Source organism: Serinibacter arcticus, assembly GCF_003121705.1.
Classification (GTDB): domain Bacteria; phylum Actinomycetota; class Actinomycetes; order Actinomycetales; family Beutenbergiaceae; genus Litorihabitans.
The window spans coordinates 1,922,820-1,943,048 of record NZ_PYHR01000002.1; the positions used below are offsets into that span (position 1 = coordinate 1,922,820).

The window sequence follows — 20,229 nt, forward strand, 5'->3', positions numbered from 1 at the left end:
GCCGGGGCCGTCCGCCGGTCAGGCGCCGTGGAGGGCGTCGAACTCCGCCTCGTGGGCCACCTCGTCGGGGACGTCGAGGCGCAGGTGGCCGAGCAGCACGAGCAGGACGCGCAGCGCGGAGGCCGTGCGCTCGCCCCAGATCTGCAGGTAGGAGAACTGCCACCACCACAGCGCCTCGGAGAGGTGGCCGGCGTCGTGGTGGGCCAGGCCCTGGGCGAGCTCCTGGGCGATCGCGGCGATGTCGCCGGAGAGCGAGGAGAGGCCGACCTCGTCGCCGAGGACCGGGTCGCTGACGTCAGAGTACTCGTCGACGCCGTCCAGCACGTTGGCCAGGCCCGCCCGCAGGGCGTCGACGTCGGGGTCGGGGCCGACGTCGGGCTCGAACCGCTCGGCCGGGACGACGTCGACGATCGCGCCGAGCACGGCGCCGGTCGCGGCGAGCTCCGACAGGGCGAGCAGCAGCAGCGGGAACGCGGCCTCCGGCGCCGTGCCGGCGGACACCTCGGTGACCGTTGACAGGAACGTGCGGGCCTGGTCCGCCGTCCGGACCTCGATCGCGAGGAGGTCCTCGTCGAGGGCGCCGGGCGTGGCCGCGGGCTGGTTCTCGGGGGGCGTGGACTCAGGCATGCAGCCGCACCCGCCCCTCGAACGCGCGCCCGAGCGTGATCTCGTCGGCGTACTCCAGGTCGCCCCCGACCGGCAGGCCCGAGGCCAGGCGGGTGACCGCGAGGCCCATCGAGCCGAGCAGGCGCGAGAGGTAGGAGGCGGTGGCCTCGCCCTCGACGTTGGGGTCGGTGGCGATGATGACCTCGGTGACGACGCCGGAGGCGAGCCGGGTCATCAGCTCGCGGATGCGCAGCTCGTCCGGGCCGATGCCGTTGATCGGGTTGATGGCGCCGCCGAGCACGTGGTACCGACCGCGGAACTCCCGCGTGCGCTCGATCGCGACGACGTCGCGCGGCTCCTCGACGACGCAGATCTGCGTGTCGTTGCGACGCGGGTCGAGGCAGATGCGGCAGGTCTCCGCCTCGGCGACGTTCCCGCACGTCGCGCAGAACCTCACCTTGGCCTTGACCTGGATCAGCGCCTCGGCGAGACGGGCGACGTCGGCCGTGTCGGTGGCGAGGATGTGGAACGCGATGCGCTGCGCGCCCTTCGGTCCGACTCCGGGCAGCTGGCCCAGCTCGGCGATGAGATCAGCGACAGCGCCCTCGTATGCAGCACTCATGGGCCCTACCTCCGAACGTCGGAGACGCCGTCGAGGATCTCGTCGATCACGACCCCGCCCAGCATCTTGGCCACCAGTGTGGCACCCATGAGGCCGGACGAGGACGCCGCGACGGAGTTCGCCACGTCGTCGTCGTCCGCGTCCTCCCACGGCGCGGGCGGCAGGTCCGGGGCCGCGGGGGCGGGCGGGGTGGCGGCCAGGGCCCGCGCGGCGCCGCGGGCCTGCAGGTCGATGACGGGGGCGAGCCGGCTCGGACCCGCCGGGGTCGAGCGGTGCGCGGGTGCCCGGAGGGTCTCGGGAGCGTGCTCCGCCTCCGGCGCGGGCTCGGCGTCGGGGGCGACGTCAGGGGCGTCCGGCGCCATCGGCGCCACGACGCTCAGGTGCGAGCGGACGTGCGGGACGTCGTCGGCGCTGTCGTCGGCGGGGGTGGCGGCGGTGCCGCCCGTGGCGCTGCTGCTCCGGCCCGGCACGGCGACCGGGGCGTCGTCCCAGTCGGCGAGCGCACGGGCGACGGCTTCGGAGACCTGACGAGCCGGGGCCTCGGGCTCGGCGGTCTCGGCGGCCGCGGGCGGCTGCGCCTCGGACGGCGCGGGCTGCCGGGTCGTGGGCGTGGTCGACGGACGCGGGGTGGTCGCGGTCGGCTGCGTGACGATCCGGGGTGAGGCGGCCGTCGGCGCCGGCGACGCCGGGGCACGCTCGGGCTCGGGCTCGGCGCGCGCGGCGTGCTCGGACGCCAGGTAGGGGTCGTGGGCGCCGTACGGGTCCTCGTCGGGCTCGGGCCCGAAGTCGTGGGCAGGACCGGCCTGCGCCGTCGCACCGGGAACCTGCGCCAAGGGACCGCGGCCCTGGCCGTCCGCGCGCGCACCACCCTGCGGGGCGCGCTCGTTGCGACCGCCGCCGTCGCGCTGACCCTGGCCGACGCCCTGGCCGACGCCCTGGCCGACGCCCTGGCCACCGCCGGGACCCGCGGGTCCGCCGTCTCCCCCGGGGCCGCCAGGCCCGTCGGGGCCGGCGACGTCGACCTGCACGCGGAGCCGCAGCCCCACGGTCTCGAAGATCGCCTGCGAGAGCACGGCTCCGCCGTCGCGACCGGTGAACGCCGAGATCAGCCCCGGCGTCGGGAACAGCAGCGTCATCGAGTCGGCCGTGACCTCGCCGGGCTGGGCGTGCTGGGAGATGAGGGTCCAGGTGGCGCGGCTCGAGGCGGCGAGCGTCTCGAGGACCTCGGGCCAGCGACGGCGCAGCTCGGTCCCGTCGACGGCGCCGGCCGACGACGTCGGCTCGGCCGCCGGCTGGTCAGCGGCCGGGGCGGCGGGGGACGCGGGGGCTGCGGGCTCGCGGGGCGCCTCGTCGCGCGCGGCAGGGCGCTCCTCGCTCCGCGGGGCGGGCGTGGTGGTCTGCTCCGCGGCCGGCTGCTGACGCTCGGTCGCAGGACGTTCGGCGGGACGCCGCGTGGGCGTGGGCGCACCCTCGCGAGGCCCGCCGAGCGGACCCGCCCCCGGGATCGCCGCGGCGGCGGGCTGGGCCGGCGGAGCGGTGGTGGCGGAGGCCGCGGGGCGCGACTGCGGAGCCTCGCTCGCACGGGACGGCGTCGCGGGCTGCGTGACGACAGGCGGCGTCGTCGGCTCCGGGGTCGACGCCTGGACCGGGGCGGGGATCGGGGCCGGGATCGTCGCGACGGGCGTGGCGTGGGAGGCGGCGGCCGGGGCGTCACCGAGCCCGCCGATCGCGAGCATCGCGCGGGTCAGGACGAGCTCGAGGAGCAGGCGCGGCGACGTCGCGCCGACCATGTCGGTGAGGCCGGCGTTGACGATGTCGGCGACCGTCGAGAGCCGGTGCGCGCCGAGGGCCGAGGCCTGCGGGCGCATGCGCTCGACCTCGTCGGCCGGGAGCGCGCGCAGGACCGTCTCCGCCTCGCTGCCGGAGGCCGAGATGACGATGAGGTCGCGCAGCCGGTCGAGCAGGTCCTCGACGAACCGGCGCGGGTCCCGGCCGCTCTCGACGACGTGGTCGACGACGCGGAAGAGCGCGGCGCCGTCGCCCGCCGCGAGCGCCCCGACGGCGTCGTCGAGCAGCGTCACGGGCGTGAAGCCGAGCAGCGACGAGGCGAGGTCGTAGGAGACCCCCTCCTCCGCCGCGCCGGCCATGAGCTGGTCCAGCACGGAGAGGGAGTCGCGGACCGAGCCGCCGCCGGCGCGCACGACGAGCGGGAGGACACCGCTGTCGACGGTGATGCTCTCGGCCTCGCACAGCGTGCCCAGGTAGCCCTGGAGCACCGCGGGCGGGACGAGGCGGAACGGGTAGTGGTGGGTGCGCGAGCGGATGGTGCCGATGACCTTCTCGGGCTCCGTCGTCGCGAACACGAACTTCACGTGCGCGGGGGGCTCCTCGACGAGCTTGAGCAGGGCGTTGAAGCCCTGCGGCGTCACCATGTGCGCCTCGTCGATGATGAAGACCTTGTACCGGTCGCGGGCCGGGGCGAACACGGCCCGCTCGCGCAGGTCGCGTGCGTCGTCCACACCACCGTGGCTCGCGGCGTCGATCTCGACCACGTCGAGGCTGCCGGGGCCACCACGCGCCAGCTCGACGCAGCTCTCGCAGACGCCGCACGGGGTGTCGGTCGGACCCTCGGCGCAGTTGAGGCAGCGCGCGAGGATGCGCGCCGACGTCGTCTTCCCGCAGCCGCGCGGTCCCGAGAACAGGTAGGCGTGCGTGGCCCGGTCGGCGCGCAGCGCGGCCCGGAGCGGATCGGTGACGTGCTCCTGCCCGATCACGTCCGCGAACGAGTCCGGGCGGTAGCGGCGGTACAGAGCGGTGGTCACCGGTTCAGGGTAGTCGGCGCCCCCGACATCGCCGGGCGGTCGTCCCCACCCCCGCTCGAACCCCGGACCGCTGCTGCGGCGGTTGCGGTTGGGCCGTGGTCATCCGCAACCAGCGCAGCAGCGGTGTGGGGGCGGTCGGGGCCCGGAGCGAGCTCGGGCGGGCCGGCGGCGGCGGAGCGTGGCCCCGCCGGACGTCTCACCTGGCGGACGTTCGTCGTCTCGACCGGCTGGACCGGCGCGGCGTGCCTACGGTCGAGGAAGTCACCCGGGCCGCACTGACCGCGCCCGGGCGAGACAGCTCCCGGCCGTCACCCGGCCACCGACCTGACCCGTGCGAGGTAACCCCATGACCAGCAGACCGCCGTTCCGACCGACGACGATCGTCCCCGCGATCGCGCTCGCCCTCGTCCTGTCCGCCTGCTCGACCGGGGGAAGCCAGGCTCCGTCCGACTCGCCCACCGGCTCCGCCGACGCCACCTCGGAGCCCACCGCCGACGGCGGCGGCGGCGGCGAGATCACGATCGCCGTCGCCCAGGAGCTCAACACGATCGACCCGCCGTTCGCGATCGACTCCAACAGCGCCGTCGCGATCAACAACGTCTACGAGGGCCTGTACCGGCTGGACGAGGCCAACCAGCCCGTGCCGGCGGGCGCGGCCGACCTGCCAGAGGTCAGCGAGGACGGCCTCACGTACACGATCGCGCTCAACCCCGACGCGACCTGGTCCGACGGCGACCCGGTCACCGCCGGCGACTACGTCTTCGCGTGGAAGCGCGCCGTCGGCCTCGACAACGCGAGCGAGAACCAGAAGTACTTCACGACGATCGCCAACGCCGACGAGATCATCGAGGGTGCGGCCGACCCCGACACGCTCGGTGTCGTGGCCGAGGACGACCACACCCTGACGATCACGCTCGACGCCCCGGTGGCCTACTTCCCGTCGCTCCTGGCCGTCGTCCCGCTGTTCCCGGTCTCCCAGAGCGCCGTGGAGGAGCTGGGCGACGCCTACGGCTCCGACAGCGAGAACGCGGTCTACAACGGCCCGTTCACGCTCGCCGACTTCGCCGGCCCCGGCATCGGCACCGACTGGACGTACGTGAAGAACGACGCCTACTGGGACGCCGAGTCCGTCGGTCTCGACACCATCAACGTGCGGGTCATCAAGGAGACCAACACGGCCGTCAGCCTCTTCCAGAGCGGCGAGCTCGACCAGGTCCAGATCTCCGGCGCCCAGGTCCAGGCGTCCTCCGCCGACCCCGGCTTCGTGAGCGACACGACCGCCACGTCGGCCTTCCTCGGCTACAACCACACCAACCCGGTGCTGCAGAACGCCAAGGTTCGCGAGGCGATCTCCCTGGTGATCGACCGGGAGGCACTCGCGACGGCGGTCCTGGCCGACGGGTCGACGGCGGCCACCGGGCTCGTCCCGCCCGGGCTCGCGACGAACGGGGGCGAGGACTTCGCCGACGCCGCGGGAGACCCGCTGTCCACCGACGTCGAGGAGGCCGCGCGGCTGTGGGAGGAGGCCCGGACCGAGCTCGGCATCACGGAGCTGACCCTCAACCTCCAGACCTTCGACTCCGATCGGGTGAAGACCGTCTCGGAGTACCTGCAGGGCGCCATCGAGACCAACCTCGAGGGCGTCACACTGCAGATCGGCCTGAACCCGGTGGCCAACTTCCTCGAGAAGACCGGGAGCGGCGACTTCGACGTCTACCTCGTCACCTGGGGCGCCGACTTCGCGGACCCGTCGAGCCAGCTCGGGCTGTTCCTCTCGACGGCCGGCACCAACTGGGGCAAGTACTCCAACCCCGAGTTCGACGCCGCGCTCGAGGCGGCCCAGGGAGTGAACGCGACGGACGCCGACGCCCGGTGGGACGACCTGCTCGAGGCGCAGCGGATCCTCATCGACGAGCAGGGGATCACCCCGATCTACTTCCAGAGCTCCACGCTGCTGCGCAACCCGGCCCTGGAGGGCGTGATCTACCACACGGCCGGTCCCGCGTTCGAGTACAGGTCAGCCCGCCTGACGAGCTGACGACCGCGCCCTGCGCCTGACGCGACCACCGAGATCCGGCACCCCGCCGGGCCTCGGTGGTCGTGGCGCGTCGTCCGAGGTCCGGAGCCGCCGAGCGGCGGGAGCCGCGAGCGGTCAGCTCGCCAGCGCAGCCACCGCGGCGACGGCCACCGCCGCCGCTCCCCCTGCCAGCAGCCACCAGGCCGCCCGCGGAGGACGACGGCGGCCGGGCGGGCCGGGCTCGGCGTCGGGCTCGGCGCCCGGATCGGCGTCCGGCACGTCGCTCGGGTCGTCCGCCCGGCGCCGGCGCAACGAGTCGAACTGTCCAGCAGCACGCACCACGAGCAGGGAGCCAGCCATCAGGGCCAGCAGACCCACCATGAACGCGACGTCGGAGACGGCTCGCCACGTCACGCCGACCCCCGGGGGTGGGGCGTGAGCATCGCCGCGTTCGCCCTGCGCCGGCTCGGATACATGGTGATCACCCTGTGGATCATCGTCACGGCCACGTTCTTCCTCATGCACCTTCTGCCGGGTTCGCCGTACGTGGACCTGCAGAAGCTGAGCGAGCAGCAGATCGCGATCCTCAACGAGCGCGCGGGCCTGGACCGGCCGCTCCTCGAACAGTATGTGATCTACGTCCGCAACCTCCTGACGGGCGATCTGGGCGTCTCGTTCCAGTTCAAGAACCAGCCGGTGACGAGCCTGCTCGCGGGTCGGATCGGCCCGTCCATCCAGCTCGGGTTCCAGGCGCTCGTCGTGGGCGCCGTCCTCGGCGTGGTGCTCGGCACGGTGTCGGCGGTCCGCCGCGGATCGTGGATCGACTCCACCTCCACGGTCGTCGCGGTGCTGGGGCGGTCCGTCCCCAGCTTCGTCGTGGCTGTCCTGCTGCAGTACGTCTTCGCCGTCCGGCTGGGGTGGCTGCCGATCGCGTCGTGGAACATGGGCGTGGTGGCGACCATCCTCCCGACGATCGCCCTGGCCATGTCGCCGCTCGCCGACTCCGCACGGTTCGTGCGGACCGAGATGGTGGAGGTGCTCTCCTCCGACTACGCCGAGCTCGCCAGGGCCAAGGGTCTAGGTCGGTGGCGCGTGGCCTGGCACCACGGGCTGCGCAACAGCGTCATCCCGCTCATCACGCTGCTCGGCCCGATGTCGGTGGCGCTGGTGACCGGCTCCCTCGTCGTGGAGAACATCTTCGCCATCCCCGGGATCGGCGAGCAGTTCGTCAAGTCGATCCTCGCGAACGACTACCCCACGATCATGGCGGTCACGATCCTCTACTCCGCGCTCCTGCTGGTGGTCATGCTCGTCGTCGACGTCCTCTACAGCGTCGTCGACCCGCGGATCCGCGTGGGGGGTGCGTCCCGGTGACCCGCCCCTCCCTCCCGCCCGGCCTCACGGCCGAGGCCTTCGGCCCGGCTCACCGACAGGTCGCCGACGCCGCCGTCGACTCCGCCGCTCGCGGCTTCTGGCGCGACTCGTGGGAGCGGCTGCGTCGCCGTCGCGCGGCGATGGTCTCGCTGGTCGTCCTGGCCCTGATCAGCGTCGCGGCGGTGGTGGCGATCTGGTTCTCGCCGCACGACCCGACGGCGCAGCAGACCCTGTTCGTCAACCTGCCTCCGCGGATCCCCGGCCTGGGCATCCCCGGCTGGGACGGGACGACCGTCATCGGGGGCGAACGCGTCGACAAGTACGCCCTCGTGGGGGTCCCCGCGGACGTCCACTTCCTGCTCGGGACCGACGGTCTCGGTCGCGACCTCCTCTCGCGCCTGCTCATGGGCGTGCGGGTCTCGCTCGGCATCGCGCTGGTCGCTGCCGTCCTCGACCTGACGCTCGGCGTGACCTACGGGCTCGTCTCGGGCCTGGCCGCCACCGGGATCGACACCGCGATGCAGCGCGTGCTCGAGGTGCTCTCGGGCATCCCGACCCTGGTCGTCCTCGTCCTCATGCTCACGGTCTTCAGCCCCGGGGTCGTCTCGATCGTGCTGGCCCTCGTCGTCACGGGCTGGATCCCGATGGCGCGACTCGTGCGCGCCCAGACGCTGCGGCTGAAGGACCGCGAGTTCGTCCTCGCCGCGGAGGTCCTCGGGGCGCGGCGGTTCCGGATCGCCGTCCGCCACGTCCTGCCCAACGTGATGGGCGTCGTCGTCGTGCAGACGATGTTCACGATCCCGACGGCGATCTTCTTCGAGGCGTTCCTCAGCTTCATCGGGCTCGGGCTGCGCCCGCCCACCGCCTCGCTCGGCACGCTGCTCGACGAGGGCTTCGACACGTTCACGTTCCTGCCGTACCAGATGCTCGTTCCCGCCCTGACGCTGAGCGTGATCATGATCGCCTTCAACCTGCTCGCCGACGGGCTGCGGGACGCGTTCGACCCCCGGAGCCGACGATGAACCGCGAGCCGGCCACCGCCGTCGCCCCCGTGCTCGAGATCGACGACCTCCACGTCGCGTTCGCCACCCCGGCCGGCCGGGTGCAGGCCGTGCGGGGCGTCTCGCTCACCCTCGCCCCGGGCGAGACGCTGGCCGTGGTCGGCGAGTCCGGCTCGGGCAAGTCGGTCACCGCCAGGGCCGTGCTCGGGCTGCTGGGCCCGAGCGGGGTCGTGGAGAGCGGCTCGGTCAGGTTTCGCGGCACCCCGTTGACCGGCGCGAGCGAGCGTCAGCTGCGTCGAGTGCGGGGCAACGAGATCGCGATGGTCTTCCAGGACCCGATGACGGCGCTGGACCCGACGGTGCCCGTCGGACGCCAGGTGAGCGAGCCGTTGCGGATCCACCGCGGGATCTCCCGCCGTGCGGCGGACGCCGCCGCGGTCCGGCTGCTGGAGTCCGTGGGTATCGAGAACGCCGCCGAGCGTCGCCGCCAGTTCCCGCACCAGTTCTCGGGTGGTCAGCGGCAGCGGATCTGCATCGCGACGGCGCTGGCGTGCGATCCCGCGATCCTCATCGCCGACGAACCGACCACGGCGCTCGACGTCGTGGTGCAGGCCCAGGTGCTGGACCTCCTCGCGGGGCTGCGCGGCAGCGCGTCGACGTCCGTCATCTTCATCACCCACGACCTCGGCGTGGTGGCGAGCATCGCGGACCGGGTCGCTGTCATGTACGCGGGGCGGATCGTCGAGATCGGGACGACGACGGAGATCTTCCTCAACCCGCAGCACCCCTACACGTGGGGCCTGCTCGCGAGCCTGCCCACGGGGACGGCGGACCGCCTGCACGAGATCCCCGGCACGCCGCCCGACATGCTCAGACCGCCGCCCGGCGACGCGTTCGCCGCCCGCAACCCCGACGCGCGGCAGATCGACCTCGAGGTCCAGCCCCCGCTGATCGAGGTCTCGCCGACCCATGCGGCGGCCACCTGGCTGCTCGCCGAGGGCGCCCCGGAGGCCCCGGTCCCTCCCGAGATCGCCGCCCGCCACGCGCGCTTCCGCGAGCGGGCGGACCGGACCACGATCGGGCCCACGCCCGGGCCCACGACGGACAGGACGGTGGAACCGTGACCGAGGCGCTGCTGGAGGTGGAGAACCTCAGCCACGTGTTCTCCCCGGGACGACGGGGGGAGGTGCACGCCGTCCGGGACGTCTCCCTGACGATCGCGCCCGGCGAGACGTTCGGCCTCGTCGGCGCCTCGGGATCGGGCAAGTCGACCCTCGGCCGCTGCGTCGTCGGGCTCCACACCCCCACGAGCGGGACGGTCCGCTACCGCGGAACGACGGTCTCCGATCCTCGGGGACGCCGCGCGTACCGGCGCGAGCGCCAGATGATCTTCCAGGACCCGTACGCCTCGCTCGACCCGAGGATGAAGGTGAGCGACATCGTCGGTGAGGGGATCGACGTCAACCGCCTCGCCCGGACCCGCCAGGGACGCCGGGACCGGATCGACGAGGTCCTCTCCGCCGTCGGCCTCGACCCCGCCCACGGCAACCGGTACGCGCACGAGTTCTCGGGCGGGCAGCGCCAGCGCGTCGGGATCGCCCGCGCCCTCGCCGTCGACCCCGAGCTCATCGTCTGCGACGAGCCCATCTCGGCGCTGGACGTCAGCATCCAGGCGCAGGTGGTCAACCTGCTGGCGGACCTGCGACGCACGCGAGGTCTGACCTACCTCTTCATCGCGCACGACCTCTCGATGGTGCGCCACATCAGCGACCGCATCGGGGTGGTCCACCAGGGCCGACTGGTCGAGCTCGGTCCCAGCGAGACCATCTGGAGCCGCCCCGTCCACCCGTACACGCGCAGCCTGCTCTCGGCGGTCCCCCGGCCCGACCCCGAGGTCGAGCGGCACCGCCGTCGCCTCAGCTACGTCGCTCCGCCCGCCGAGGAGCAGCGCTACCGCGTCGACCTCGAACCGGGCCACCACGTGCTCGTGACCGACGCCGAGCGGGACCGGCTCGGCGACGCCCCGCCCGCCTGATCCCCGCACCGAACCCCCAGACCGCTGCTGCGGCGGTTGCGGTGGGGCGGTGGTCATCCGCAACCAGCGCAGCAGCGGTGTGGGGTTCGGGGGGTGGGGACGGTGACGACGGCTGGCGGCGGGTGTCGGTGGCGCGCGCTACCGTCCCCTGTCATGGGAGCACTTGACGACGGCGAGCGGGTCGTCGCGGCGGACGCCGCGGCCTGGCGGGCCTGGCTGGCCGCGAACCACGCCACCTCTCGCGGCGCGTGGCTGCTCCAGCCGCGCTCCGGGAACGACGACGCGCACGTCAGCTACGAGGACGCGGTCCGCCAGGCGCTCTGCTTCGGCTGGATCGACGGCCCCAAGAAGGCGTTCGACGAGCGCGAGACCGGCCAGTGGTTCTCGCCCCGCCGCCCCGCGAGCGGGTGGGCCGCCACGAACAAGGCGCGGCTCGCCGAGCTCGAGGCCGCCGGCCTGATCGAGGAGGCCGGCCGTCGCGCGATCGAGGCGGCGAAGGCGAACGGCAGCTGGACCGTGCTCGACCGCGCGGAGGCCCTCGTCGAACCACCCGACCTCACTGCGGCGCTCGACGCCGTTCCCGCCGCCCGCGCCGCCTGGGACGGCTTCCCGCCGTCGGCCAGGAAGATGGGGATCGCCTCGGTCGACACCGCCCGACGCCCCGAGACGCGCGCCGCGCGGATCGCGACGGTGGTCGCCGGAGCGGCGGAGGGCCGGCGTCCCCGGCCCTGAGCCTGACCGTCCGACCGCCGGAACGCCTCAGCCGGCGAGCGAGGTGAGCACGGCGAGCTGGACGCGGTTGGCCGCGCCCGTCTTCGCCAGGGCCGCGGCCAGGTGGGTCTTGACCGTGCCCTCCCCCACGTACAGGGCCGCGGCGATCTCGGCGTTGGACGCCCCCGCGACCAGGGCCGTGGCCACCTCCCGCTCGCGCTCGGTGAGAGCTGCGATCCTCCGTCGGGCGTCCATCCGCGCGGTGTCCTCGCCGGCGCTGCGCACCTGACCCAGGACCACGCGCGCCGCGCGCGCCGACAGCGCACCCTCCCCCGCGGCCACCTGCCGGACGGCCGCGACCAGCTCCTCCGGTCCGGAGTCCTTGGCGAGGAAGCCGTCGACCCCGGCGGCGACCGCGTCGAGGATCGCCGACTCGGTGTCGAACGAGGTCATCGCCAGGACGCCGACCCGGCCGGGCAGCGCCCGGAGGTCCCGCGTGGCGTCGATGCCGCTGCGGCGCTCCATCCGCAGGTCCATCACCACGACGTCGGGGTGGTGCGCCTGCACGACGGCGACGACCTCGTCGCCGTCGACGGCCTGCGCCACGACGTCGATCCCCTGCGCGAGCAGGATCCGACCGAGCAGCGTCCGGATCATCGGGTCGTCGTCGACCAGCACCACCCGCACCGGACGGCTCGCCGCCGCACCCCCGCCGTCGTTCCCGCTCATCGCGTTCCTCCCGAGTACCAGGGCAGCTGCGCGCGCACCACCCAGACCTGACGGTCCACACCGGCCCAGAGGTCGCCCCCGAGGGCGCGCGCCCGCTCGCGCATCCCGACGATGCCGGCGCCCGAACCGTGCTGCGCGACGGCGGAGGCGGGACGGCCGGCGGGCAGCCAGCTCGCCACCACGATCTCGACGCCGTGGCCCGCCGTCGCCCGCACCGCGAGCCGCACCCCCGCCCCCGGGGCGTGCTTGAGGGCGTTGGTCAGCGACTCCTGCACGATCCGGTAGACCGCGCGGGTGACGGCCGGCGACGGGTCGACGGCGTCGATCTCGACGGTCTCCGCGATCGCCACCCCGGCCGCCCGCGCGTCCGCGACCAGGCGCGGCAGGTCGCGCAGCGTCGGCGTCCCGCCCGTGTAGCCCTCGGCCTGCGAGTCGCGCAGCGACGTGATCAGCCCGCGCATCTCCTCGAGCGCGCGGTGAGCGGAGTCCCGCACGGCGCGGGCGCTCTCCGGGACCGTGGGATCCGTCGTGGTCACCTCGAGCGCGGCCGCGTGCAGCGAGACGATCGAGAGGTGGTGCGCCACGGTGTCGTGCATCTCGCGCGCGATGAGCTCGCGCTCCTCCTGCCGGTTCAGCTCGCCGCGGAGCGCAGCCGCCGAGGAGGTCTGGATGCTCGCGACGGCGCGGGCGCGCGCCGTGGTCGCGGTCAGCCGCCGGACCCACCCGGCGGTGACGGCGGCCGCGAGGGCCACCAGTCCGACGATGACGTAGCCCCACCAGGTCATCGTCGACGGCACGGTCCCGTTCGAGCCCGCCCCCGAGAAGATGATGGCCGGGAGATCGCGCACGGCGTCGCGCGCGAGCGTGACGCCCGTGACGAGAGCGGTCAGGGCGGTGGCCCCCACCGCGCGCCGCGGCGTCGCCGTCGGGAGGACCCAGCTCAGCGCGAGCAGCGCGCCCAGCGGATCGATCGGGAGCAGGAGTGCGAGACCGGCGTTGACCAGCAGCACCCGGACGGGGAAGCGACGGCGCCACACCATCGAGACTCCCGATGCCAGCGCGGCGAGGAGCCCGAGGACGGACCAGGCGGCGTTGAGACCCGAGGTGTCGTCGTGCAGGCCCTGGTAGGACGTGAACACCATCGCCGTGAAGCCGACCAGGACGACGGCGGCGATCGTCCCGAGGTGGCTGAGCGCCTGCCGGCCGCTGCTCGGGCCGGCGGGGCCGCTCGGGCCTCCCGGGCCGCCCGGCGCACCGGTCCGGACTCCTCCGCCCGACGCCGGACGGGGGTGCCACGCCCCGGGCGCGACGGGGCCCGGCGTCGGGTACGGGCCAGGGGGCGAGGTCACGTCGTCACGCTACGGCCGAGGTACGACGTCCGCCTCTGCTGCCCGGCCACCGGTCGGTGCGAGATCTCCCCCGAACGGTCGGTGGGGTCCGCCCGAACGGCAGAGGCGCTGGGCCCTCGCCCACGACGAACCTGGTGTCACCCCACCGACCCGAGAGGCCATCGTGAACCAGCAGAACCCGTTCGACCCGCCCCAGCCGTTCGCCCAGCAGAGCCCGACGCCCCCGCCGGCCTCCGCCGTCGGCCACGCGTGGCAGGGCGGGCAGAACGGCCAGCCGCAGCAGCCCTTCCCGCCCCAGCAGCTCCCGCCGCAGCCGCCGGTCGAGCCGAAGCGGCGGAGCTGGTTCGCCCGCCACAAGGTCCTCACGGGCCTGGGCGCCCTGGTGGTCGTCGGGATCGTCGCCGGGGTCGCCGGCGGCGGCGGCGGCGGCGGGGACACCGACGCCGCTGCCCCCGCGCCGTCGACCTCCGAGACCGAGCCGGCCGCGACCACCGAGGCGGCCCCGGAGGCGACCCCCGAGGCCGAGGCCGCCGCACCCGAGGCCGAGACCGTCGCCGAGCCGCCCGCGGAGGCGGCCCCCGGGATCGGGGCTCCGGTGCGCGACGGGAAGTTCGAGTTCACCGTGACGGGGATCGAGGGCGGGGTCCCGCTGATCGGCTCCGACATGTTCGGTCAGACGGCGCAGGGGCAGTTCGTGCTCGTCTCGGTGACCGTGGCGAACATCGGCGACGCGGCGCAGAGCTTCTTCGGCGACAACGCCACGCTCGTGGACGACCAGGGCCGCGAGCACTCGGCCGACTCCACCGCGGCGATCTACCTGGAGAGCTCCGAGTCCTTCTACACGGAGATCAACCCCGGCAACGCCGTGGACGCGGTCGTCGTCTTCGACATCCCCGCCGACGCCGTGCCGACGTCGATCGAGCTCCACGACTCGATGTTCTCCGGCGGCGTGACCGTCGCGCTGGGCTGACGGGCCCGCTCCTGGGGCCCCGCCCCTCACGAACCGCCCACGGGTCCGACGCCTGCACCGTCGGGCCCGTGGGTGTCCGCAGAAAGAGTGAGGACCCCCCGCACACCCGTCAGAGCTCGCCTGCCCTTGCTGCCTTCCGGCCCTGGGGGAGTTCAGCGAGATGACGCCGCACGAGGGGTCTGCGTCCAGGATACCCGAACCGCAGGACCACCTCGGCGCCGCCCGGAGGGGCCACCGGCCGCCCCGCGCCGCGGCCGGTTCGGACCAACGCCGCATGTCGGGTATCCTCGTTCGGCCGGGAGGATTCGCCTAGTGGCCTATGGCGCACGCTTGGAAAGCGTGTTGGGTGAAAGCCCTCGGGGGTTCGAATCCCCCATCCTCCGCGCGAAGGCCGAGGCCCCCACCGTCACCGGTGGGGGCCTCGCCCGTTCCCGGACGCGCAGCGCCCGGCATCACCGCGAGCCGGCTCACCCCTCGCCGTCGAGCCCCTCCCCCAGGTACCGCTCAGGCGCCGCGAGGAATCCGCGCCAGCCGCGCACGAGGTCGAGGTCGTCGTAGTCGCAGCGGCGGATCCCCCACTCCCCGAGCTCGAGGCGGTCCGCGCCGGGGAAGGCCGCGAGCGCCGGCGAGTGCGTCGAGATCACGACCTGGGAACCGCCGGCCACCCGTTCGCGCAGCATCGCCATCAGCGCGAGGCAGCCCGTGAGCGAGAGCGCCGCCTCGGGCTCGTCGAGCAGCCACAGACCCCGGATGCGCCACCGGTCCCCGACGAGGTCCAGGAACGACTCGCCGTGGCTGCGCTCGTGGAGCGGATCACGCCAGCCCGACTCCTCGAGGTAGGTGAAGAACGCGTGCATCGTCTCGGCGCGGAGGAAGAAGCCCTTGCGAGGCGCCCCCGCCCGCGGATCAGCTGCAGGTGGTCGGCGAGCGAGGACTCGGTCGCCCGCGAGACGTGCTGCGCCCCGGTCGACCCGCCCTCGGGATTGAGGCCGAAGGCCATCGCCAGCGCCTCGACCAGCGTCGACTTCCCCGACCCGTTCTCCCCCGTGACCACCGTGACCGGCCCGAGGTCGAGCCCGTCGGTCAGCACCTGGCGGACGGCGGGCAGCGTCGCCGGCCAGGTCCCGAGGTCGGGCGGCGCGAGCGGATCGGTCTGGAGCCGGCGGACCGGAAGCAGCGAGATCATCCGGCGGCGCGCTCGACGGCGTCCGCGTGCGTCCAGCGCATCAGCGGCTGCATCGCCACGATGAGGGAGCGACCCCGCTCGGTGAGCGTGTAGCGGACCTGGACGGGCGTCGTCGGCACGATGGTCCGCTCGACCAGCCCGGCGTGCTGCAGCTCCTTGAGCCGCTTCGCCAGCATCCGGTCCGAGAGCCCCTCCACCGTCGCGGTCACCTGCGTGAACCGCGTGGCACCGCGGCCGAGCGCGAGCAGGATGCTGGAGGCCCAGCGCTGCCCCACCAGCTCCATCACCGGGTTGATCCGTCGGCACATCTCGTCGTCGATCAGCTCCATGCTCACTCACCCATCGTAAGCGACTCACCGGGACGTTGCCCCTCCCCCGCTGGAGGCGGACGATCGAGGCATGCCCGACTACGGCCACGACCTCGAGACCGGCGTCTTCCTCACGCCGTCCAACGCCTCCCCTCACGCGCCGGTCCAGCTCGCCCAGGTGGCGGAGGAGCTCGGCTACGACCTGGCGACGTTCCAGGACCACCCCTACCAGCCGCAGTTCCACGACACCTGGACCCTGCTGACCTGGGTGGCCGCGAGCACGAGCCGGATCCGGCTCGCGGGCAACGTGCTCAACGTGCCGCTGCGCCAGCCGGCCGTGCTGGCCCGCAGCGCCGCGAGTCTCGACCTGCTCTCCGGCGGTCGCGTCGACCTCGGCCTCGGCGCCGGCGGCTTCTGGGACGCGATCGAGGCGATGGGGTCGCCCCGCCGCACCCCGGGCGAGGGCGTCACCGCGCTGTCGGAGGCGATCGAGATCATCCGCGGCATCTGGGCCGCCGACGACCGCTCGCCCCTGCGCGTGGCCGGTCAGTTCCACCACGTCGACGGCGCGAAGCGCGGACCGCGCCCGGCGCACCCGATCCCGATCGTCGTCGGCGCCTACAAGCCGCGCATGCTCCGCCTCGTCGGGCGGCAGGCCGACGGCTGGCTGCCGTCACTGGGCTACCTCGGCGAGGACGGGCTCGCCCCGGGCAACTCGACGATCGACGACGCCGCCCGCGAGGCCGGGCGCGACCCGCGCGAGATCCGTCGGCTGCTCAACATCTCCGGTGCCTTCAGCACCCGCACGACCGGCCCGCTCCAGGGCCCGCCCGAGCGCTGGGTCGAGGAGCTGCTCGCACTCGCCGTCGAGCACGGAGTCGGCACGTTCATCCTGGCCACGGACGACCCGGCCACCGTGGCGACCTTCGCCCAGGAGGTCGTCCCTGACCTGCGCGAGCGCGTCGCCGTCGAGCGCCGCGGCCGCGGCACCGCCACCGGCCCCGTCCTCAGCCCCCGCGCCGCCGCGCTGCGCCGGGACGGGATCGACTACGACGGGCTGCCGGCCTCGCTGGTGGGCTCCGCCGTCGAGCCCGGCTCGTTCTCCTACGCCCAGCACCGCGCGACGTACATGCGGGGCGGCCGTCCGGGCCTCGTCCTGCGTCCGGGCACGACGGCGGAGGTCGTCGAGGCGCTCGCGTTCGCCCGCGAGCAGCCCGTGCTCGAGCAGGTGCCGCTCTCGATCCGCTCGGGCGGTCACGGGATCTCGGGGCGCTCGACGAACGACGGCGGGATCGTCCTCGACGTCGGCCGGCTCGACTCGATCGAGGTGCTCGACGTCGAGCGTCGCCTCGTGCGCATCGGGCCGGGCGCGCGGTGGGGAGCCGTCGCGGCGGCGCTCGACAGCCACGGCTGGGCGATCAGCTCGGGCGACTACGGCGGGGTCGCCGTCGGGGGGCTGGCCACCGCGGGCGGCGTGGGCTTCCTGGGTCGCGAGCACGGGCTGACGATCGACGCCGTGCGCGCCGCGGAGGTCGTGCTCGCCGACGGGCAGGTGCTCCGGGTGACCGACACCGAGCACCCGGAGATCTTCTGGGCGCTGCGGGGCGCGGGCGCGAACGTCGGCGTCGTCACCGCCGTCGAGATCGAAGCGGCGGAGGTGGGGGACGTCGGCTGGGTCCAGCTGGCGTTCGACGCGAGCGACGTGACCGACTTCCTCACCGGGTTCGGCGCGGCGATCGAGGCCTCGCCGCGCGACGTCACGCTGTTCCTCATCATGGGGGCGCCGCAGCGCGACGGCCGCGTGATCGCCCAGGTCTACGGCGTCGTCGACCACAGTGACCCCGACACCGTGATCGAGCGGCTGCAGCCGTTCGCGGCGCTCGCGCCGCTGGTCGGCCAGCAGGTGCAGATGGCGCGGTACGCGCATGTGCTGGCAGGCGCCTCCGACGCGGCGCACGCCGCCGTCGGCGAGCCGCACTCGCGCTCGACCCTCGTGGAGCACCTGACGCCCGAGCTGGCGCGCGACGTCGCGACGCTGCTGCGCTCCGGGGCGACGCACTTCTTCTCGGTGCGGTCTGTCGGCGGCGCGATCTCCGACATCGCGGCCGACGCGACGGCCTACGCGGGCCGGTCGGCGAACTTCTCCGTGACGGCGCTCGGGGGGCGGGAGGCGGCGCTGGACGCCGGCTGGGCCGCGGTGCTCGCGCACGGCGAGGGCACCTACCTCAGCTTCGACACCGGGCCGGCGACCGACGTCGTCGCCCGGGCCTTCCCGCCCGCCACGCTCGAGCGGCTGCGCGCGGTCAAGCGCGAGGTCGACCCCGGCAACCTGTTCCGCGACAACGCGTGGGTGATGGCGGGGGTCTGAGGGCCGGCCGGGCCATCGGGCAGCAACGAGGACGGGCACGGTCGGTCGCCGTCACCGGCGACCGACCGTGCCCGTCAGCAGCTCCTGCGGGACTCAGCCCTGGGTCAGCTGGTCCTCGTCGACGTCCGTGCTCGGCGAGGAGTTGCCGGCCGTGTCGGCCTCGCCGCGGCGCAGCGTCTCGCGCACGACGGTCTCGATGCGGGCGCCGAGGTCGGCGTCCACGCTGCTCCAGTAGGCGAACGCCTTCACCAGGGTCGGCTCGGAGACGCCCCCGAGCAGGTGCCCGGAGATGTTGCCCACGAGACGGTCGCGGGCGGCGTCGTCGAGCACCTCGCGCACGAGCGTGCCGGCCTGGCCGAAGTCGTCGTCGGCCTCACGCAGCGTGTACGCCTGACGGACGAACTCGGAGTCGGTCGTCCAGGTGTCCGTCTCGGTGACGGCGGACGGGTCGGCGTGCGGCCCGCCGTGGCTGTTCGGCGCGTAGACCGGACGGCCCTTCGGGTAGTTCTCGGTCCGCATGGCCCCCGCCTGGCTGTAGGAGTGGACCTCGACCTTCGGCGCGTTGACCGGGACCTGCGCGTAGTTCGCGCCGATGCGGTAGCGGTGCGCGTCGGCGTAGGAGAACACGCGACCGAGCAGCATCTTGTCGGGCGAGAGCCCGATGCCGGGGACGAGCGTGGACGGCGCGAACGCGGCCTGCTCGATCTCGGCGAAGAAGTCCTCGGGGTTGCGGTTGAGCTCCATGGTGCCGACCTCGATGAGGGGGTAGTCCTTCTGGGACCACACCTTCGTCAGGTCGAACGGGTTGAAGCGGTAGTCGCGCGCCTCGTCGTACGGCATGACCTGGACGTGCACGGTCCAGGTGGGGAAGTCGCCGCGCTCGATCGCCTCGGACAGGTCGCGGCGGTGGTAGTCGCCGTCGATCCCGGCCATCGCGTCGGCGTCGTCCTGGCTGAAGAACTCGATGCCCTGGTCGGTCTTGAAGTGGTACTTGACCCAGAACTTCTCCCCCGCGGCGTTGATCCACTGGAAGGTGTGCGAACCGAAGCCGTCCATGTGGCGCCAGGTCCGCGGGATGCCGCGGTCGCCCATGAGCCAGGTGACCTGGTGCGCGGAGGCCGGGACGGCCGTCCAGAAGTCCCACTGCATGTCGTTGTCGCGCAGGCCGGTGTCGCTGCGGCGCTTCTGGCTGTGGATGAAGTCGGGGAACTGGATGGTGTCGCGGATGAAGAACACCGGGGTGTTGTTGCCGACGAGGTCGTAGTTGCCCTCGGAGGTGTAGAACTTCAGCGCGAAGCCGCGCGGGTCGCGCCACGTGTCGGGGCTGCCCTGCTCGCCCGCGACGGTGGAGAAGCGCGCCAGCATCGGCGTCTCGGTGCCGGGCTGGAACAGCGCGGCCTTCGTGAAGCGCGAGACGTCCTGCGTCACGCGGAGCGTGCCGAACGCACCGCTGCCCTTCGCGTGCACGACGCGCTCCGGCACGCGCTCGCGGTTGAAGTGCGCCAGCTTCTCGATCAGGTAGTGGTCGTGCAGCAGGATCGGCCCGTTCGGGCCGACCGTGAGGGAGTGCTGGTCGCTGCCGACGGGGGCGCCGAAGTCGTTGGTCGTGCGGGGGGTCGTGGGGGAGGTCGTCATGCTGGTCCTTCCTGCAGTGCGGTCGACGGCGAGGGCCCGGGAGCCTGCGCCGCCTCGGTCTGGCACCGGGGGCAGAGCCCCCAGTAGGTCACTTCCGACTCCGCGAGCGCGAAGCCGTGGTCGAGGGCCGGCTGGAGGCACACCGCGTGCCCGACGGCGCACGGCACGTCGTGGATGAGGCCGCAGCCCCGGCACACCAGGTGGTGGTGGTTGTCGCCGGCGTCGAGCTCGAAGCGGGCGGACCGGGCGCCGGCCGGGTCGATCTCACGCACCAGTCCGGCGCGCACCAGCACGTGCAGGACGTCGTAGACGGCCTGGACCGAGACGGTCTCCAGGGTGGTGCGCACCGAGCCGACGATCTCCTCGGCGGTGGCGTGCGGTCCGGACCCCAGGGCCGCCATCACGGCCAGCCGCGGTCGGGTCACACGCAGACCCCGGCTCCGCAGCGTCGCGACGTCCCGGGCTTCCATCTCCTCAACCCTACCCGTTTTCTTGA

At 73.8% G+C, this 20,229-nt stretch carries 18 protein-coding genes, 1 tRNA gene, 1 other RNA gene and 1 pseudogene; 9 read left to right on the forward strand and 12 right to left on the reverse strand.

Annotation, left to right across the window (positions count from 1 at the left end; translation table 11 throughout):
- Positions 1–18: 18 nt before the first annotated feature.
- From C8046_RS08810 to C8046_RS08820, 3 genes are read right to left on the reverse strand one after another with little or no spacing between them, the layout of a single operon-like run.
- Positions 19–627, reverse strand: a complete 609-nt coding sequence (locus C8046_RS08810; protein ID WP_109229110.1) for a DUF5063 domain-containing protein — start codon at positions 625–627, stop codon at positions 19–21.
- Complete coding sequence (recR, locus tag C8046_RS08815; RefSeq protein WP_109229111.1) at positions 620–1,228, reverse strand: recombination mediator RecR; 609 nt, start codon at positions 1,226–1,228, stop codon at positions 620–622. The genes C8046_RS08810 and recR overlap by 8 nt, the downstream gene beginning before the upstream one ends.
- A 5-nt stretch (positions 1,229–1,233) precedes the next feature.
- On the reverse strand, positions 1,234–4,050 hold the full coding sequence (locus tag C8046_RS08820; RefSeq protein WP_109229112.1) for a DNA polymerase III subunit gamma and tau: 2,817 nt from the start codon (positions 4,048–4,050) through the stop codon (positions 1,234–1,236).
- A 346-nt stretch (positions 4,051–4,396) separates the two neighbouring features.
- On the opposite strand from C8046_RS08820, the gene C8046_RS08825 reads away from it, so the two are divergent.
- Entirely contained in the window at positions 4,397–6,088 is a 1,692-nt protein-coding gene (locus C8046_RS08825) for a peptide ABC transporter substrate-binding protein (protein WP_109229113.1), read from the forward strand.
- Between the two features lie 114 nt (positions 6,089–6,202).
- Here C8046_RS08825 and C8046_RS08830 read toward each other — a convergent pair whose 3' ends face one another.
- The gene (locus tag C8046_RS08830) at positions 6,203–6,481 is read right to left on the reverse strand and encodes a hypothetical protein (RefSeq protein ID WP_109229114.1); all 279 of its coding nucleotides are present in this window, start codon (positions 6,479–6,481) and stop codon (positions 6,203–6,205) included.
- Positions 6,482–6,502: 21 nt separating this feature from the next.
- Between C8046_RS08830 and C8046_RS08835 the strand changes: the two genes are divergently transcribed.
- The 5 genes from C8046_RS08835 to C8046_RS08855 all read left to right on the forward strand — a co-directional run bounded on the left by C8046_RS08835 (position 6,503) and on the right by C8046_RS08855 (position 11,209).
- Positions 6,503–7,441, forward strand: coding sequence for an ABC transporter permease (locus C8046_RS08835; protein ID WP_268921364.1), 939 nt, complete (start codon positions 6,503–6,505; stop codon positions 7,439–7,441).
- A complete protein-coding gene (locus C8046_RS08840) occupies positions 7,438–8,463 on the forward strand; it encodes an ABC transporter permease (RefSeq protein WP_109229115.1) in 1,026 nt (341 codons plus the stop codon). The genes C8046_RS08835 and C8046_RS08840 overlap by 4 nt, the downstream gene beginning before the upstream one ends.
- Positions 8,460–9,566, forward strand: coding sequence for an ABC transporter ATP-binding protein (locus C8046_RS08845; protein WP_109229116.1), 1,107 nt, complete (start codon positions 8,460–8,462; stop codon positions 9,564–9,566). The genes C8046_RS08840 and C8046_RS08845 overlap by 4 nt, the downstream gene beginning before the upstream one ends.
- Positions 9,563–10,477 carry an ATP-binding cassette domain-containing protein gene (locus C8046_RS08850; RefSeq protein ID WP_109229117.1) on the forward strand — a complete coding sequence of 305 codons (915 nt, stop codon included), beginning with the start codon at positions 9,563–9,565 and terminating at the stop codon, positions 10,475–10,477. The genes C8046_RS08845 and C8046_RS08850 overlap by 4 nt, the downstream gene beginning before the upstream one ends.
- Before the next feature lie 153 nt (positions 10,478–10,630).
- Positions 10,631–11,209: a YdeI/OmpD-associated family protein gene (locus tag C8046_RS08855; RefSeq protein WP_109229118.1), complete on the forward strand. Its 579-nt coding sequence runs from the start codon at positions 10,631–10,633 to the stop codon at positions 11,207–11,209.
- Positions 11,210–11,236: 27 nt separating this feature from the next.
- Here C8046_RS08855 and C8046_RS08860 read toward each other — a convergent pair whose 3' ends face one another.
- Positions 11,237–11,917 carry a response regulator gene (locus tag C8046_RS08860; protein ID WP_109229119.1) on the reverse strand — a complete coding sequence of 227 codons (681 nt, stop codon included), beginning with the start codon at positions 11,915–11,917 and terminating at the stop codon, positions 11,237–11,239.
- Entirely contained in the window at positions 11,914–13,266 is a 1,353-nt protein-coding gene (locus tag C8046_RS08865; RefSeq protein WP_109229120.1) for a sensor histidine kinase, read from the reverse strand. The genes C8046_RS08860 and C8046_RS08865 overlap by 4 nt, the downstream gene beginning before the upstream one ends.
- Positions 13,267–13,429: 163 nt before the next feature.
- Here C8046_RS08865 and C8046_RS08870 point away from each other — a divergent pair, with 163 nt between their 5' ends.
- Positions 13,430–14,236, forward strand: coding sequence for a DUF4352 domain-containing protein (locus tag C8046_RS08870; RefSeq protein ID WP_109229121.1), 807 nt, complete (start codon positions 13,430–13,432; stop codon positions 14,234–14,236).
- Positions 14,237–14,322: 86 nt separating this feature from the next.
- Here the strand turns inward: C8046_RS08870 and ffs are convergent.
- Positions 14,323–14,419, reverse strand: an RNA gene (ffs, locus tag C8046_RS08875) — signal recognition particle sRNA small type.
- A gap of 115 nt (positions 14,420–14,534) precedes the next feature.
- Here ffs and C8046_RS08880 point away from each other — a divergent pair.
- Positions 14,535–14,619 (forward strand) — tRNA-Ser (locus tag C8046_RS08880).
- A gap of 84 nt (positions 14,620–14,703) precedes the next feature.
- On the opposite strand, the gene C8046_RS19960 is transcribed toward C8046_RS08880, so the two are convergent.
- The 3 genes and pseudogenes from C8046_RS19960 to C8046_RS08890 all read right to left on the reverse strand — a co-directional run bounded on the left by C8046_RS19960 (position 14,704) and on the right by C8046_RS08890 (position 15,751).
- The gene (locus C8046_RS19960; protein WP_328587634.1) at positions 14,704–15,093 is read right to left on the reverse strand and encodes a hypothetical protein; all 390 of its coding nucleotides are present in this window, start codon (positions 15,091–15,093) and stop codon (positions 14,704–14,706) included.
- A gap of 149 nt (positions 15,094–15,242) precedes the next feature.
- Positions 15,243–15,422 (reverse strand): annotated as a pseudogene (locus C8046_RS19965) (AAA family ATPase); the annotation flags it as partial.
- Positions 15,419–15,751: a winged helix-turn-helix transcriptional regulator gene (locus C8046_RS08890; RefSeq protein ID WP_109229122.1), complete on the reverse strand. Its 333-nt coding sequence runs from the start codon at positions 15,749–15,751 to the stop codon at positions 15,419–15,421. The pseudogene C8046_RS19965 and the gene C8046_RS08890, both read right to left, overlap by 4 nt.
- A gap of 70 nt (positions 15,752–15,821) precedes the next feature.
- Here C8046_RS08890 and C8046_RS08895 point away from each other — a divergent pair, with 70 nt between their 5' ends.
- Positions 15,822–18,098 carry an LLM class flavin-dependent oxidoreductase gene (locus C8046_RS08895; protein ID WP_109229123.1) on the forward strand — a complete coding sequence of 759 codons (2,277 nt, stop codon included), beginning with the start codon at positions 15,822–15,824 and terminating at the stop codon, positions 18,096–18,098.
- Positions 18,099–18,191: 93 nt separating this feature from the next.
- Here C8046_RS08895 and C8046_RS08900 read toward each other — a convergent pair whose 3' ends face one another.
- Both C8046_RS08900 and C8046_RS08905 read right to left on the reverse strand, forming a co-directional pair.
- Positions 18,192–19,733, reverse strand: a complete 1,542-nt coding sequence (locus C8046_RS08900) for a catalase (RefSeq protein ID WP_109229124.1) — start codon at positions 19,731–19,733, stop codon at positions 18,192–18,194.
- Positions 19,730–20,203 carry a Fur family transcriptional regulator gene (locus C8046_RS08905; protein WP_109229125.1) on the reverse strand — a complete coding sequence of 158 codons (474 nt, stop codon included), beginning with the start codon at positions 20,201–20,203 and terminating at the stop codon, positions 19,730–19,732. Before C8046_RS08905 ends, C8046_RS08900 begins: the two co-directional genes overlap by 4 nt.
- Positions 20,204–20,229: the final 26 nt, after the last annotated feature.

Bases quoted from the DNA above. Each gene is read 5' to 3' on its own strand.
- C8046_RS08900 (WP_109229124.1), bottom strand. From the start codon at position 19,733: ATGACGACCTCCCCCACGACCCCCCGCACGACCAACGACTTCGGCGCC.
- C8046_RS08890 (WP_109229122.1), bottom strand. From the start codon at position 15,751: ATGGAGCTGATCGACGACGAGATGTGCCGACGGATCAACCCGGTGATG.
- recR (WP_109229111.1), bottom strand. From the start codon at position 1,228: ATGAGTGCTGCATACGAGGGCGCTGTCGCTGATCTCATCGCCGAGCTG.
- C8046_RS08860 (WP_109229119.1), bottom strand. From the start codon at position 11,917: ATGAGCGGGAACGACGGCGGGGGTGCGGCGGCGAGCCGTCCGGTGCGG.
- C8046_RS08845 (WP_109229116.1), top strand. From the start codon at position 8,460: ATGAACCGCGAGCCGGCCACCGCCGTCGCCCCCGTGCTCGAGATCGAC.
- C8046_RS08810 (WP_109229110.1), bottom strand. From the start codon at position 627: ATGCCTGAGTCCACGCCCCCCGAGAACCAGCCCGCGGCCACGCCCGGC.
- C8046_RS19960 (WP_328587634.1), bottom strand. From the start codon at position 15,093: ATGCACGCGTTCTTCACCTACCTCGAGGAGTCGGGCTGGCGTGATCCG.
- C8046_RS08825 (WP_109229113.1), top strand. From the start codon at position 4,397: ATGACCAGCAGACCGCCGTTCCGACCGACGACGATCGTCCCCGCGATC.
- C8046_RS08855 (WP_109229118.1), top strand. From the start codon at position 10,631: ATGGGAGCACTTGACGACGGCGAGCGGGTCGTCGCGGCGGACGCCGCG.
- C8046_RS08895 (WP_109229123.1), top strand. From the start codon at position 15,822: ATGCCCGACTACGGCCACGACCTCGAGACCGGCGTCTTCCTCACGCCG.
- C8046_RS08905 (WP_109229125.1), bottom strand. From the start codon at position 20,203: ATGGAAGCCCGGGACGTCGCGACGCTGCGGAGCCGGGGTCTGCGTGTG.